At 37.0% G+C, this 15,381-nt stretch carries 16 protein-coding genes and 1 pseudogene; 6 read left to right on the forward strand and 11 right to left on the reverse strand.

Annotated elements, in window-relative coordinates:
• Window positions 1–116: 116 nt before the first annotated feature.
• The 4 genes from Q0874_RS07635 to Q0874_RS07650 all read right to left on the reverse strand — a co-directional run bounded on the left by Q0874_RS07635 (window position 117) and on the right by Q0874_RS07650 (window position 3,690).
• The gene (locus tag Q0874_RS07635) at window positions 117–839 is read right to left on the reverse strand and encodes a head GIN domain-containing protein (protein ID WP_299161423.1); all 723 of its coding nucleotides are present in this window, start codon (window positions 837–839) and stop codon (window positions 117–119) included.
• Between the two features lie 145 nt (window positions 840–984).
• Entirely contained in the window at window positions 985–2,709 is a 1,725-nt protein-coding gene (locus Q0874_RS07640; protein ID WP_299161426.1) for a PspC domain-containing protein, read from the reverse strand.
• Between the two features lie 2 nt (window positions 2,710–2,711).
• Entirely contained in the window at window positions 2,712–3,047 is a 336-nt protein-coding gene (locus Q0874_RS07645) for a PadR family transcriptional regulator (RefSeq protein WP_299161429.1), read from the reverse strand.
• A gap of 160 nt (window positions 3,048–3,207) precedes the next feature.
• Window positions 3,208–3,690, reverse strand: coding sequence for a DUF4870 domain-containing protein (locus Q0874_RS07650; protein WP_299161432.1), 483 nt, complete (start codon window positions 3,688–3,690; stop codon window positions 3,208–3,210).
• Between the two features lie 133 nt (window positions 3,691–3,823).
• On the opposite strand from Q0874_RS07650, the gene Q0874_RS07655 reads away from it, so the two are divergent.
• The 4 genes and pseudogenes from Q0874_RS07655 (at window position 3,824) to nudK (ending at window position 6,475) form a co-directional block, all read left to right on the forward strand.
• The gene (locus tag Q0874_RS07655) at window positions 3,824–4,279 is read left to right on the forward strand and encodes a DUF4442 domain-containing protein (protein WP_299161435.1); all 456 of its coding nucleotides are present in this window, start codon (window positions 3,824–3,826) and stop codon (window positions 4,277–4,279) included.
• 76 nt (window positions 4,280–4,355) lie between these two features.
• Window positions 4,356–5,156 (forward strand): TIGR00266 family protein, encoded by an 801-nt coding sequence (locus Q0874_RS07660; RefSeq protein WP_299161438.1) that lies wholly within the window; start codon window positions 4,356–4,358, stop codon window positions 5,154–5,156.
• Between the two features lie 39 nt (window positions 5,157–5,195).
• A pseudogene (locus Q0874_RS07665) lies at window positions 5,196–5,849 on the forward strand (DUF2461 domain-containing protein).
• Between the two features lie 38 nt (window positions 5,850–5,887).
• On the forward strand, window positions 5,888–6,475 hold the full coding sequence (nudK, locus tag Q0874_RS07670) for a GDP-mannose pyrophosphatase NudK (RefSeq protein WP_299161441.1): 588 nt from the start codon (window positions 5,888–5,890) through the stop codon (window positions 6,473–6,475).
• On the opposite strand, the gene Q0874_RS07675 is transcribed toward nudK, so the two are convergent.
• Complete coding sequence (locus Q0874_RS07675) at window positions 6,472–7,647, reverse strand: D-alanyl-D-alanine carboxypeptidase (RefSeq protein WP_299161443.1); 1,176 nt, start codon at window positions 7,645–7,647, stop codon at window positions 6,472–6,474. The two genes, nudK and Q0874_RS07675, sit on opposite strands and share 4 nt — an antisense overlap.
• Before the next feature lie 235 nt (window positions 7,648–7,882).
• On the opposite strand from Q0874_RS07675, the gene Q0874_RS07680 reads away from it, so the two are divergent.
• Window positions 7,883–8,080, forward strand: coding sequence for a hypothetical protein (locus Q0874_RS07680; protein WP_299161446.1), 198 nt, complete (start codon window positions 7,883–7,885; stop codon window positions 8,078–8,080).
• A 27-nt stretch (window positions 8,081–8,107) separates the two neighbouring features.
• Here the strand turns inward: Q0874_RS07680 and Q0874_RS07685 are convergent, their stop codons facing one another.
• Window positions 8,108–9,049, reverse strand: a complete 942-nt coding sequence (locus tag Q0874_RS07685; protein ID WP_299161449.1) for a LysR substrate-binding domain-containing protein — start codon at window positions 9,047–9,049, stop codon at window positions 8,108–8,110.
• Window positions 9,050–9,148: 99 nt separating this feature from the next.
• On the opposite strand from Q0874_RS07685, the gene Q0874_RS07690 reads away from it, so the two are divergent.
• Entirely contained in the window at window positions 9,149–9,628 is a 480-nt protein-coding gene (locus tag Q0874_RS07690; protein WP_299161716.1) for a Dps family protein, read from the forward strand.
• Window positions 9,629–9,746: 118 nt separating this feature from the next.
• On the opposite strand, the gene Q0874_RS07695 is transcribed toward Q0874_RS07690, so the two are convergent.
• The 5 genes from Q0874_RS07695 to Q0874_RS07715 form a co-directional block, all read right to left on the reverse strand.
• Entirely contained in the window at window positions 9,747–10,166 is a 420-nt protein-coding gene (locus Q0874_RS07695) for a DUF2141 domain-containing protein (protein ID WP_299161452.1), read from the reverse strand.
• A gap of 185 nt (window positions 10,167–10,351) precedes the next feature.
• Entirely contained in the window at window positions 10,352–11,644 is a 1,293-nt protein-coding gene (locus Q0874_RS07700) for an MFS transporter (protein ID WP_299161455.1), read from the reverse strand.
• Between the two features lie 227 nt (window positions 11,645–11,871).
• Complete coding sequence (locus tag Q0874_RS07705; protein WP_299161458.1) at window positions 11,872–12,816, reverse strand: TIM barrel protein; 945 nt, start codon at window positions 12,814–12,816, stop codon at window positions 11,872–11,874.
• A gap of 8 nt (window positions 12,817–12,824) precedes the next feature.
• Window positions 12,825–13,205 (reverse strand): hypothetical protein, encoded by a 381-nt coding sequence (locus tag Q0874_RS07710; protein ID WP_299161461.1) that lies wholly within the window; start codon window positions 13,203–13,205, stop codon window positions 12,825–12,827.
• 77 nt (window positions 13,206–13,282) lie between these two features.
• Window positions 13,283–15,310 (reverse strand): S9 family peptidase, encoded by a 2,028-nt coding sequence (locus tag Q0874_RS07715; protein ID WP_299161464.1) that lies wholly within the window; start codon window positions 15,308–15,310, stop codon window positions 13,283–13,285.
• Between the last annotated feature and the right edge of the window lie 71 nt (window positions 15,311–15,381).

Below are 15,381 nucleotides of genomic sequence, written 5' to 3' on the forward strand. Positions count from 1 at the left end.
TTAATACGAATATAAATAAATCCCATATATGACGAAATAAAACCCCGGTAAGAATACCGGGGTTAAAATAATAATGCTTAAGAAAATGTATGGTGTTTAATACTGACTAACTCGTCCTAGTTTTTATGAACGTTTCCGGAAACAGATTTCTTCATTTGAACTTTTGCTTCTCCGGTATAGGAAATATCAGCACCGCTGCTGGCGTCAGCAGTTAGAGATTCAGATACATTAACAGAAATATCTGCTCCGCTGCTTGCATCGGCACGGCAGGTTTGTACATTAAAATCTCTGGCTTTAATATCTGAACCACTGCTGGCATTGGCATATAACATATTGGCTTCACCGGATAATCTAATATCCGCCCCACTACTTGTATTGGCATCAACTTCATCGGCACTTAATTCTACGCGCAGATCCGAGCCACTACTGGCATTCAATGATATTTTATCAGATTTAATAACACTCTTCCCAACTAAATCAGCACCGCTTGAAGATTCCAGTCCGGTAATGTCGGGCAAAGAGACATATATTTTTTTTGTTGCTCTGCCAATATTTTCAATGGCATGGATTTTTAATTTACCATCCCGGATATCTGTTCCAATAAGGTCAATAATATTTTCGTCGGCTTCTACTGAAATTTCAAATTCCTTAGCCTGAGTAACATATACGTCCAGGCCTTCTGAGGCAGATACAACGGTAAATTCTTCAGTAACCTCTCTTCGGTCTTTGGCTATAACTCCATTTCCTTTTTTACCGTCTCCAAAATTTATGTCAAAGGCACAAGAGGAAAGAAATAGCGCCAGGATAAATGCGATTGTAATTCTTGCTAATGTTGTCATGATTGTCGTTTTTAAGAACCCAAATTTTACGGGTTTTGATTAATTGTTTACTGATTTAATTTGATTGATAAAATTCTATGTTTCTATTAGAAATAACGAAAATGAATTACTCAATTGTTGAATTCAAATGATGAATTGTAAGCTTCTAGTTATTCTCATTCGTTTTGATCTTTACTCCGTCCTCATCAATTTTCATTTTAAAGGAATCCCCATCGTCTTTAATGTCAATATCTACTCCATTCCCATTGATAATTATGCGGCCATTTTCATCATCGTCTTCGTTATCTATATCTTCAGGACAATCCAGGCATTTTAATACACCGTTCTCCTGCATAAGCCACTGATAATCTATGATATCACTTCTATAAATATCTTTGTCGTAGCGGGTTATTCTTCCAATATGGCGTTTAGCGGATTCATCCAATTGGATTACACTATTTGCGGGAACAAAAACAGTTAACCTGACTTCCTGGTCCCTAACTTTATTTTTAACATCTGTTGTAAGAAAATTATCGAGTAACAGGGTATTAGCCTCAACAGAATAATTGTAATCAATCTTGCTTGCCCGATCTTTCGCGCTTGTAAAAGAACTTCCGTCTGCGTCCTTCCTAATACGGATGTGTGCAAGTGAATCTTCAGATTTTTTGATATCAAATCTTACATCGTCAGAAAATAAAATTTTATCTCCGTTTTCGTTATAGGTAACCGTCATTCCATTTATTCCTACGTTTTCCTGATTTTCGTATAGGTCACTGGATTGTAGACTAATACGCAAAGTATCAATGGCTTGAGGAAAATACAAATCCTCTGTAACTGTGCTTGTTCCATTAAAAGCATGAGCCGATACCTGTTGAATTCCAAGGACACTCAATCCAATAATAGAGAGCAGCCATAATCCCAATAAAGAGAACTTAGCAATGTTTCCGATAGATTTAAGGTTGTTCACAAGAATTTTTAACCCCAGGTACAGCAGAAAGAAAAATGGTATTCCTATTGCGAAAAAGGAGAGTAGTGAAACCAACCAAACCGGTGCAACTGTGGAATTCACCATATCGTAAAAATCAACACCTGGGATATGTACGATGTCCAGAATTCCTACCGTGAATAATCCGATAAAGAGACCAATTAAAGTTGCGGCACCTATTATGATTAATAATATCCCTATAAATTTTCCGAAAACTTTGAAAAAGAACATGATAATGTCTCCAAGAGCATCAAAAAAAGTCCTGCCACTACTTTTTACTCTATTTCCTACTTTTTCATAATCTACACTCTTTACCCTATCTGCGACCTCGTCAAAACCTTCTTTTACTTTTTTTTCAATATTACTTATGTTAACCGGTTCACCTCTCATATCCAATTTCTGAGAAGTGGTTGCAGCTTCCGGCACTAAGATCCAGAGTAAGATATAGGCAATAAAACCAAAACCTGTGAAAATACCAAGTACGATGAAAATTAGACGTATCCATAAGACATCGAACCCTAGATAATGTTCAAGCCCGGCACACACACCACCAATATATTTGTTGTCAACATCTCTATAGAGTTTTTTAACTCTTGGCCGTGATTCACTACTTTTTCTTGGTTCATCTTCAAAAATGTCTTCATCTACCATATAGTCTTCAGGCTGTCCCATGATGTTGATGACTTCATCTACTTCTTTGAGGGTAATAACCTGCCTGTCGTTTTCCATTTTTTCCTGGAAAAGTTCAGCTACCCTGGCTTCAATATCAGCAATGATTTCATCACTTCCTGCCGTACCGGAAAATGAACGCTTAATTGATTCCAGGTACCGCTGTAATTTGTTGAATGCTTTTTCATCTATGTGAAAAAGTATATTTGCGAGATTTATATTTACTGTTTTATTCATTGTTAGTTGTTTTTAGTATTGGTAACCAAATTAACTGCTCCTCTGAGTTCATCCCAGGTAATGTTCAATTCCTTCAGGAACACTTTACCTGTTTCCGTAAGTGCATAATATTTTCTGGGTGGGCCAGAGGTTGATTCCTCCCAGCGATAATTGAGCAACCCGGCATTCTTTAACCTGGTTAGCAAGGGATAAATTGTACCTTCAACTACCAGCATTTTTGCATCCTTGAGGGTTCCAAGAATTTCGGAAGCATACTTATCTTCTCCTCGAAGAATGGAGAGTATGCAATATTCCAAAACTCCTTTTCGCATCTGTGCTTTTGTGTTTTCTATGTTCATAATTTCATAATTCTGTTTTGTGCTGTTCCTCTTGTCGCGGATTAATTCAGCATCTGGTTAACTGTTCGTTTTTTTGTTTTTCATTTGATGATGATTGATAAATAAACTCTTTTTTTATTGATGAATAACTCCTGTTATACAGCTTGATTACTGCTGTTTATTATTTTATGAAATTGATCGTTATTGGATATTTAAAATACTGTCCTTCATTTGTTCTTAGGGTTGCCAGAATTGTGTAAACTATATTGACAATAAAGAGTGCAACTTGTAACAGACCTGTAATTCCAATAGGCCAAAGCCACCATCCTAAATGCAAGTTTTCTCCTATAAAATGAAAATTGATATTATTGAACTCATTGTAATCTCGAATATCCAATAGCCCTCCTTCAAAAATGCTGGGTAAAAATCCCAGTACGAAAGGAACCGATATAATTCCCAGAATAATGGAATACAATAAAAGGCTAATTTGGAAATTTAAAGCCTGCTTTCCATTGTAGTCCACGAAGTTGTGTTCCTTCTTATTTCCAATCCATAAAACCAATGGCAAAAGAAAGTTACCAAAGGGAATAAAGTACTTGCTAAGCGTGGATGCATGAATAACTGCGGATAAATTTCTTTCGTGTTTTGTCAATGTCTCTGTCATGGCCTATTAGTTTCTTATGCAAATATATGGCTAAAAGAAGGTATTATGCAAAACATAGTACTAATATTTAACAAATAATTAACATTTATAAGTTAAAATAGAATACTTACTTTTACCATATATTTCTATTTTTATGAGCCTGAGTCCCAGTAAATTCAATGTCTTTGCTTTTTTTAAATTACCATCGGCCTGGTGGTCCGGTGTTCGGCTTAGATCTTTCGATGAAGAGAAAGCCGTGGTTACCGTAAGACATAAATGGTTTAATCAGAACCCATTTAAATCTATGTTCTGGGCTGTTCAGGGGATGGCAGCCGAACTTAGTACCGGGATTATGGTTAGTTCACAGATTAGAGAACGCAGTGAAAGCATTTCCATGCTTGTTGCCGGTAATAATGCTAATTTCTCTAAAAAAGCGACCGGTAAAATTACATTCACCTGCGAGGACGGGCATAAGATAAAAGAAGCATTAGACCAAACGATTGCTACCGGAGAGGGGCAAACCTTTTGGATGAAATCTGTTGGGATAAATAAAGACGGAATAGTAGTTTCTACCTTTAATTTTGAATGGACCGTAAAATTGAGAAACTGATATTGTTTTTTTATTATGTTGCTGTAACATTTTGTATTCTGATCCAACTAACTAGTGATAACCTAAAATAATAAAAATGAACGCACACGAAATAGACTACAAGATTTACGGCGAAGAAATGCAATACGTTGAAATAGAGCTGGATCCACAGGAGGCTGTGGTGGCTGAAGCCGGCAGTTTCATGATGATGGACACCGACATAAAGATGGATACCATATTTGGCGATGGCTCCAACCAGGATAACAGTGTACTTGGCAAATTATTTTCGGCAGGAAAACGAATTCTAACCGGTGAGAGCTTGTTTATGACCGCTTTTTTAAATATGGGTCAGGGCAAAAAGGAAGTTAGTTTTGCTTCTCCTTATCCCGGCAAGATTTTGCCCATTGATTTATCTGAAAAACATGGAAAATTTATTTGTCAGAAAGATGCCTTTCTCTGCGCGGCTAAAGGAGTTTCTATAGGGATAGAATTCTCTAAACGACTTGGCAGAGGCCTGTTTGGGGGTGAAGGTTTTATCATGCAGAAACTTGAAGGTGACGGCATGGCCTTTGTTCACGCCGGCGGTACCCTGGCCAAGAAAGAGCTGGGGCCTGGTGAAATTTTAAAAGTTGATACAGGTTGTATTGTGGGGTTTACAAAGGATATAGACTACGATATTGAGTTTGTTGGAGGAATCAGAAATACTGTATTTGGTGGTGAAGGTTTGTTCTTTGCGTCTTTGAGAGGACCTGGAACCGTCTATGTACAATCCCTTCCTTTTAGCAGGCTCGCAGGCAGAGTTTGGGCTGCAGCGCCAAAAGGGGGAGGAAAGGACAAAGGAGAGGGAAGTATTTTAGGAGGAATAGGAGATCTTCTGGATGGTGATAACCGTTTCTAAATTATTCCCTACAAACTTTGAAACCAGATTAATTTCTTTATGAATTTTAATAAACTATTTGACTTTTTAAGTGAATTGGAGAAGAACAATTCCAAGGTCTGGATGGATAGTAACCGAAAACGGTACAAGGAAATTCGCACAGAATTTATTAACTGGTTAGATGATCTGGATAATACCCTGGCAGATATTGATCAGGATTATTACCCCACTCCGGGAAAAAAGGGCATAAACAGGATTAACAATAATCTTATGTTTCACCCGCATAAACCTATTTATAAAGATCACTTTGGCGCAGGTTTGGATAAGGCACCAGGGGCAGGAGATTTTTATATTCAGATTGGAATAAATGAATCTTTACTTGCCGGTGGAGTTTGGCGACCGGACCCAAAATCACTGCGAAGTATAAGAGATGCTATAGATTATAACGGGTAAGAACTAATAAAAATAATCAATAAAGATTCATTTAAAAAAACTTTTGGCTCGCTATATATAGACGAAAAGTTGAAAAGCGCCCCCAAAGGTTTTACAAAGGAGCATCCTCATATTGATTTGTTGAGAAATAAATCCTTTGCGGTAGTCCACCAGCTTTCAAAAGATCAGGTAATAAGTGATGATTTTAAAGAAATTGTTATCAAAGTATACCGAGAAATGCTTCCTTTTAGGAGGTATTTAAATAATGCACTTACCGTGTAAACCAATTATATTTAATACTTCAAATAACATAAGCCGCGATGAACGTGACAGAAAGCAGGATTAAAAATATTAGAAAAGAAGTTTTATCAGATAATTGGTACACCTTATGCAAGTACACTTATGAATATCAAAAAGAGGATGGAAAGTGGGAAACTCAGATTCGCGAGTCGTATGACCGTGGAAATGGAGCTGCAATCTTGTTGTATAACAAACAGAAAGGAACAGTTATTCTTACCAAACAATTCAGGATGCCTACCTACGTAAACGGAAACTCCACCGGGATGATGATAGAGGTATGCGCAGGCTTGTTGGATGGGGCTCATCCGGAAGAATGTATCAAAAAAGAAGTGGAGGAAGAAACCGGGTATCAAATACATCATGTAAAAAAGGTATTTGAATCTTATATGTCACCAGGCGCTGTTACTGAAATACTTCACTTTTTTATTGGCGAATACGAAGAGCAAATGAAAGTTGGAGATGGTGGGGGTGCCGAGGATGAGAGTGAAAATATTGAAGTACTGGAAGTTTTATTTGATACGGCTTTAGACATGATTTCAAACGGGGAAATAAAAGATGCAAAAACTATTATGCTCGTACAATACGCAAGCATAAATAACATAATTTAATAATTGTCCCGTATCCATTCGAACACATACTGCATCTGTTTTTTTATCTCCGAAGCAGGATTCGTAAAATGATTATTCATAAAACTGAATATTAGCGTTTTCCCGGATTTAGTTATTAAATACCCACTAATATTATGATTGTTACCCAGTGTGCCAGTTTTAGCATAGATATATGGTTGTGGATTTCCCGGATACCAATCAGATATTGTCCCTGATTCGCCTCCCTCCGCAAAAAGATGGAATAGTCGTTCTTTTGGAACCTCCCTATGAATTGCACTTAAAACATATACTATAGCTTCAGGGCTAAAAAGATTATATCTGGAAAGTCCGGAGCCATCTACCCACCTTGGCAATTGTTTTAAATCTTTCAGGTGATTTTTAAGCATGTACTCTATAGCCGTTCCTGTGTTTAATGTGTCTGATAGGGTAGAGGAGGCCAGTAAGAGTAATTGCTCAGCCAAAAAATTATCACTTTCCTGCATCATTCTTTTATTTATACTATCGGTAAGAATTCCAGAGAGTATTATTTTTTCTTCACAGGGCATTTTTTGAACCACTGATATTTCTCTACCGAGGGCTTTTTCCAAAAGTGTCTTAATTACAGTGCTATCTGTTTTAAATGGAATTTCAAGGGTGTCTTTTCTTGTCGGATCGAAATAAAAAGTATTCGTTTCGTTCTCACGATTAATTGTATTTTTTACCAGTGCTACATTCGGCATAAAATAGTTTGGAATCACGTGTAAGCTATCCGAATTAAAGATAGTTACTACATTGCCATATATTGGCAAGGCACTGCGTTCGGCAGAATAATACCCGTCATAGTCTTCCCATGCCCAGCCAGGTCCGAATTTGCTATCAGTAAAGTTGTTCTGATGGAGAGAGATATTTTTAAAGCCCTTTAAAAACCGGGCAACGGAACTATCCTTTAAATATGGATGCAAGAGCGAGGGATTACCAGTACCTTCTATAAACAGGGTGTCGTTTACATTGCAATATTTCAATGCAGGAATCTGTTTGGGCAGTAGTAATAATGATGTATAAAGGGTGAAAATTTTTGTATTACTTGCCGGTGTAAAATACTTATCACTGTTGAGGCGGTACAATGTATCACCAGACATTGGATCGTAAATCATAATTCCTGTAAAATGATTTCTGAAAGTTTTAAGTTTCAATGCCGTGGTGACAGTTTTGTCTAACTTTTTACCGGACGCGCAGGCCCCAATAATAACTGAGAATAGGATTATACCGCAACTATTTAGGATTTTTTTCAATTTAATATCATGTACTTGGTTAGGGAAAAATAGATTTTAACATGAAATTATCCAATTTTTAACGGAATGGATACAATAATCTAAAGCTTTTTTTGGTTATTTTTGAATAACAATCTAATTAAAACAAACTCTCAATATGGCAAAAGCTATGCTGGAGTATTATAAAACCGTACTCCAAAAAGTAAGTTTTGATGTAAAACTCTTTAGTAAAGAACTCAAAAAAGCAATAACTAAACTATTGCCTGAAGAAATTGAAGAATTGAAAGCCTGGTTACAAGTTTTTATAACCGATAAACCAGAGTTACAACCTACATTGATTTATCTAAAAGTATAACCCATAAGCCACCCAACAAGGTGGCTTTTATTTTTTATGGATTGGACTAATTATTTTTACATCCTGAAAAGCGATTGCTCCGCGTACAATCCCTGAAATAACTTCTTTCAATGCCTGTGTAATCTGAATTTTAAGTTCGCTTTTGTGATAAATTAGACTTACTTCCCTGGCTGGTGAGGGATTATTGAAATATTTTAAATTTTTCTGTTTTTCCTCATCCAATTCCAGGGTGTTTAGGTAGGGTAATAAGGTCATTCCCATATCCTGATCAGCCAGATTTACCAAAGTCTCAAAACTGCCGCTTTGCAACTGAAAATGCTCGTTTTCAAATTTTTTTGGTGTTTTACAAAGATTTATTACTCCATCCCTGAAACAATGCCCGTCCTTTAACAGCAATATATCACTAATATCCAGATCACTGGGATTTAGTTTATCTGCTGCTCTAAGTCTATGATTTTTTGGCACATACCCAACAAAGGGCTCATAGTATAATGGCCTTTCTATGATATACTCAATTTCCAGTGGAGTGGCGGCAATAGCCCCATCTATATGACCTTCTTGTATATTTTTGATGAGGGTTTCTGTGCTTTGTTCTTTTATAATAAGATGTACTTTGGGGTATTTGTTAATAAAGGTTTTAAGAAACATAGGCAGGAGAGTGGGCATAATTGTTGGGATAATACCCAATGTATATTCACCACCAATAAACCCTTTTTCCTGATCAACAATGTCCTTAATTCGTTCCGCTTCGTTTACAATATTTTTGGCCTGTGCAACTATTTTTTGACCCGCTTCTGTAATACGGATGGGTTTCTTGCTTCTGTCAAAAATAAGTACGTCCAGTTCGTCCTCAAGTTTTTGCACCTGCATGCTTAATGTAGGTTGCGTAACAAAACTTTTTTCTGCGGCCAGAGTGAAATTCTGGTATTCTGCAACCGCCAAGACATATTGCAATTGGGTAATGGTCATCTATCATAATTTTGAGTAATACAAATATAAAAACTATCAATAAAACTTATACTATAAGAGATAGATATTTAATAACTTTATGCTAAATCAAAAAATATGATGAAATTAAATAGTATTGGCCTGAATACGGAGAAATCCAAGGCACTAAGTAAGGATTTGAATAAATTATTAGCAAATTTTCAAACGTACTATCAAAACCTTAGAGGCATTCACTGGAATATTAAAGGAAAAAGTTTTTTTGATCTACATGTCAAATTTGAAGAATTATACAACGATGCAAACTTAAAAGTAGATGAAATAGCCGAACGAATACTAACCTTAGGGGAAGTTCCACTTCATACTTTTGAGGATTATTTGAAAAATTCAAATGTTCCGATCGGTAAAAATGTAACTAAGGATGAGGAAGCAATTAAATTGATCGTTGATTCTTTAAAAGAGCTTCTGCTCATTGAACGCAAAATTCTGGCTGATTCGGATGCGGCTAATGATGAGGGTACCAATTCTATGATGAGTGGTTTTATTACGGAACAGGAAAAAACGGTTTGGATGATGAAAGCCTGGCTGGCAGAGGAAATATAATACTTTATGCTACAGAATGATAGCTTTGTCATTCAGGATATAGTTTTTATTTCTTTTAAAAAATACCTATAAATAAAAATGCCCGCTTTTTACGGGCATTTTTATGTTTTATACTGATTTAAAAGCGAAGCTTCAATTCAAAATCTTCGTCGTTTACTTCAAACTTTACATCCTTAAAGTTAGGGGGTCCCATGGCCATTTCATTACCGCTCATAGCATATTTTTCTTTTGGCATACCGCTATCGTGAAAGTCCATTCTTTGATTTTCATTTTCATCGTGTAAGGATGAAATTGCATAGGTGCCCGGCTTTACATTTAGAAAAACAAAGGAAATACTCCCGGTCTTTGCTTCAAGCTTAAAATTTTGGATTCCCTGACCTCGCATAAATGTGTCCTGTGTATGTAGTGCTGCCAGGATTTGACCTTCATCACTTAGAACATTTTCAATAGTGACCTTAAGGGTGATGCCTTTTGTATCCTGCGCATTGGCAATAATCCCCGAAATAAATAAACTTAAAATAAGTGCTAACGTTTTCATTTTATTGTTTTTTTAGTTGTTTATGATGGTCCAAAACTCCGAAAACATAAAAACAATAAAAATCATTGTTTACTCAACTGTAGGAAATAAGGAATGAATTGTAAACTACATTAAGCTACAATCAAATTTTTGAAAAAGCAGTAAAATAATATACTGATAAGAAACCTAAAACCTGAGATTAACTCCTATGTGATTTGTTTGTTTTCTAAATCAACGGTAACTTCATTGTCCTGGACAAAAACACATAATAAACCAGCTATGATCATTGAAATACCACCAATTATCAAAGCATAAATAGAAATATTTCCAAAAAAAGATTTTAATAGAAAGCCCAGGATACCTGCCGCTACAATTTGCGGGATAACTATAAAGAAGTTAAAAACTCCCATATAATAGCCCATTTTATTAGCCGGTAAAATACTGGATAGCATGGCATAGGGCATTGACAAAATGCTTGCCCAGGCAATACCAACTCCTATCATGGATACCAGCAATAAATTTGGATCGGAAATAAAGTAGATAGAAATTAATCCTATTCCTCCTATAACGAGGGCAATTAAATGCGTCATTTTTCTACTTATATGTTTAGCTATTACAGGCAATAAAAAGGCCACCAGGGCGGCAATACCGTTATATACAGCAAAACAAATTCCAACCCAATCTGCTCCCTCATTGTATAGCACTGATGTAGTATCTGAAGTGTCATAAATATGGCTGGTCACGGCTGAAGTAGTATAGATCCACATAGCAAATAATGCAAACCAGGAAAAAAATTGAACAAATGCCAGCTGAACCATGGTTTTGGGCATTTTAAAAATTCCCATAAAGGATTCTTTGAGTCCGGTGAATACTCCTTTTTCTGCATTTTCACTTTTAAGCTTTTCAATATCATCGGGTGGATATTCTTCGGTGTTAAAAACAGTCCACATTACAGCGGCGAAATAGGCTATTCCCCCCAGGTAAAAAGACCATTTTACCGAATCGGGGATCCCGCCACCGGCCGCTATATTCTCTACGCCAAACCAGTTAGTCATAATATAGGGCAGGGCAGAGGCAATAATAGCTCCTAAACCAATAAAAAAACTCTGCATTGCAAATCCGCTCGTCCGCTGTTCATTAGGCAACATGTCACCCACAAACGCCCTGAACGGTTCCATACTTATGTTAATTGATGCGTCCATCAGCCACAGCATAATTACTGCCATCCAAAGTGCTGTTGAGTTTGGCATTGCAAATAAGGCGATAGTGGCAAGAATTGCTCCAATCGCGAAAAAAGGCCTGCGCCTTCCCCATTTACGGTGCCAGGTTCTATCGCTGTAGTAACCAATAATGGGCTGTACCAAAAGGCCTGTCACCGGTGCTGCCAGCCATAGAATTGGTAATTCATCCTTAGACGCCCCCAGGGTTTCAAAAATCCTGCTTACGTTGGCATTTTGCAGCGCGAACCCAAATTGAATTCCCAGGAAACCGAAACTCATATTCCAGATTTGCCAGAAAGTTAATCTTGGTTTGACTGAGCTTATAGAAATTTGAGACATATTAATTGGTTTGGTTTGGATCTGTTTAGTTAGGTATTAAAAATAGAATATTTTTGTGAACCTACCGGATTTCAATCTTTATTGATAAATATGTCTTCGATGAACGATAAAAGGGTGAAATAAACAGCACTACTGTTTTTTGGACTAATGGAGGGCCATGGCATGATTTAATCCAAATTTTTGAATACTTTTTCAATCAGGGCTTTGGTGGCTTTTATACCTTCTGGTTCACTTAGTTTTTCACCCTCGTATTCTATGCCTATATAACCGACAAATCCAGAATCTTTTACCGTTTTAAGCAATCTTCCGTAATCCAGAAAAGTTTCATTGCCATTCGCGTCAAAATTGTAAGATTTTGCACTTACGCCTTTTGCATATGGTAAAAAATCGGCTAGACCCTGATAGGGATCATACATATCTGTGCATTTGTCATTTTGCGTGCTTCCCCATTTGACATTTAGGCACCAGTTACCAAAGTCTGGTAAAGTTCCCAAATGCTTATTGTTAACTTCTTTTATTATTGAAGTCATAAACTTACCATCTGAAGTATGCAAGCCATGATTTTCAATCAATACATTAATATTTTCTTTAGCACCGTAATCACTTAGCCTTCCCAAACCATCCACTAAGGAATTCTTTAATTCAATCCTATTTCCCTGTCCGAAAGCATTAACCCGGATGGAGTGACACCCTAATAGTTTTGCCGCGTTGATCCATTTGTAATGATTTTCAATAGCCTGGCTGCGTTCTTTATTATTGGGGTTTCCCAGTTCTCCTTCATCATCTACCATAATCAGTAGATTTTTAACCCCTGCCGCATTCGCTTTACCTTTGAGTTGATTCCAATACTTTTCACTTTTTACGTATTCCTTATAAAATGCATTTACATATTCAACTGCATTAAGGCCAAATGAGTTTTTTGCAATATCCGGAAAGTCAATTGCGTTTAATTCACCTTTGAAAAAAGCCCTGTTTAATGACCACTGTGCAAGTGATAGTTTTGGTGCTGTAGAGTTCAGTGCTAATTTTGAAGCAAATACATCAATATAAGGTGCCGAAAGCGCTACACCACCGAGGACGGTTTTTTTAATAAAGGATCTTCTGGGTTCCATTGGATAGACTATTCTAATTGATCGTTTTCGCTTCTCTTCGATACAATTTCAACCAGCCAATAAATCAATTCTCCCAATCCGCCCACAAAAATGAACAATAAGATCCATAATAGCAGCATATTCCCCTGCTTGAGGTTTGGATTCTGAACGGCATGTACGATAAAGAATACCAAACTTGCAACAGAAAGCAAAATCACTAAAAAAATCACAATAAAGAAAGAGCCTATCCATTGCACAAAAAGCTCCGGGGGTTCATTACGGGCTTGCTCCAATTCGGGGATGTTGCTAAGAACAGAAAAAAGAAAAACAAAATACCCAAGCATCATAATAAATAAAATAATTATGGGCGATAGGGCGAAAAAGGCCTGCCAATATTTATTGTGTATCATGAGTATGTCTTTTAGTTCTATAAGTTAGTTATAATTTCATACAATTTGGTGAAATGAAGAACAGAATATCTGTGACATTAGTCTTTTTTATATTTTTCAAACCAGGCCAGTACACTAGCTATCTTTGCAATCAGGTTACTGGGTTTGTTGGCAATACCATGTGATGCTCCCGGAATTCGAACCATTGCGGTTTCTACTTTTTCCAGTTTAAGCGCGGCGTAAAACTGCTCAGATTCAGCTATCGGAGTTCGGTAATCTTCTTCTCCGGTTAACAGCATTGTAGGTGTTGAAATATTCCCTACATATGAAAGTGGTGATCTCTTTAGATAGCTGCTTGGATCTTCCCAGGGCTTATTGGGAAACCAGTATTTATAGAAAAATCCGACCCCATCTGCATAAAGCACAAAACTATACCAGTTAATGACGGGTTTGGCGACAACAGCCGCGGCAAATCTATCGGTTTTACCGACAATCCAAGCCGAGAGTACTCCTCCGCCACTACCCCCTGTAACAAACATGTTTTCTTCATCAACGTTACCTTTTTTTATTACTTCATCAACACCGGACATTAGGTCATCATAGTCATGGTTCGGGTAGTCATGATGAATTAGATTCCCAAACTCTTCACCATAACTGGTACTTCCTCTGGGATTTGTATATAATACCATATAGCCTTGAGCTGCGTATAACTGGATTTCGGCAGAAAATACTGAGCCATAACTGGTAAAAGGTCCGCCATGAATTTCCAGTATTAGCGGGTATTTTTTGGAAGGATCAAAATTAGGGGGTTTTACCAGCCAACCTTGTATCTTTCTTTGATCAAAAGAAGATTCCCACCAAAGTTCTTCAACCCCGGCAATATTTCTAAAGGAGAACAGGTCGTCATTAAGTTTCGTAACTCTTTGATTATTACCTTTATAATACGCGCCTAGATCGGCAGGATGATCTGTGCCTCCCAAAGTATATGCGAATTTGTTGTTTTTTGAGACGGTGAAAGAAGCAGCATTATAGGGTCTTCCTAAGGAGAGACCTCCCAGATTTTCTAAGATTGGAGTTACTTTACCCGCGTTAGAAATAAAACCAACTTTCGTATCTCCTTTGTCATCATATTGAAAGTACAATCCCTTACCATCTCCGGCCCAACTTATATTTTGAATATCTCTGTCAAAGTTCGCAGATAGTAGTCTGGAATTTGTTCCGTCTGCATTCATAAGGTACAATTGAGTGATCTGATATCCCTGATATTTGTCATCAAATCCGGTATAGGCAAGATACTTCCCATCTGGTGATAATGCAGGCCCATTATCTGGTCCAAGACGATCTGTAAGGGCTTTTATAGAATAATCGGCTAAATTAAGTTCCTGAATTTCACTATTTCGGGGTTCAAATTCATGATTTTCATGAAGGTTTGCCGTGAAATACAGCCTCCGGTTGTCCTTTGACCAGATTGGAGCACCATGATCATATTCTGAAAAAGTGAGTTGCCGAGGTGTACCTCCATCAGCAGATAATACAAAAAGTTGTTCATTACCACTTTTATAATATCCTTTACCATCACCACGGTAGTTTAGTTCATCTATATATACAGGAGGTTTATTCCATTTGGCACCCTCTGGTTTAGTTGGTAATTTAATGATAGACTCAGATTTTTTTGGTACAAACATCGTAAATGCCACATGTGAATCATCATGAGACCAGCTGACACCTCCCGGGGCTGAGATTGTGTTTGTAAGGGCAACATATTCTTTTGTGTCCATCCACATCATAAAAAGTTTCATTTTATCATCCTGCATGTTTGATTTAAACACAATTTTATTACTATCATGCGACCAGCGTGGAGCAAGATCATTTTGGTTTCCATTCGTTAGGGGTCGGTTTTGGGAGCCGTCAAAATTTACTATCCACAAATTTGACAGATTCTTGTCGGTCATGATATCCTTAAAATTCCTTACATAAATTATTTTGGTTCCATCCGGCGATATTTGCGGATCGGAAACAAATTCCATGTTAAAAATATCTGCGAGTTCAAGATTGGTTTTTTGCTGTCCGAAAGCAGTGGCGCCTATAAGGAATACAATGAATAGAAATGAATTAATTTTTTGCATGATTTGTATTTTGGATTTGAGGGTAAATTAATAAAGATTGTTGTAATGCACTAATTATGGTTTTAAACAAT

The sequence above is a fragment of the uncultured Eudoraea sp. genome (assembly GCF_947490415.1).
Classification (GTDB): domain Bacteria; phylum Bacteroidota; class Bacteroidia; order Flavobacteriales; family Flavobacteriaceae; genus Eudoraea.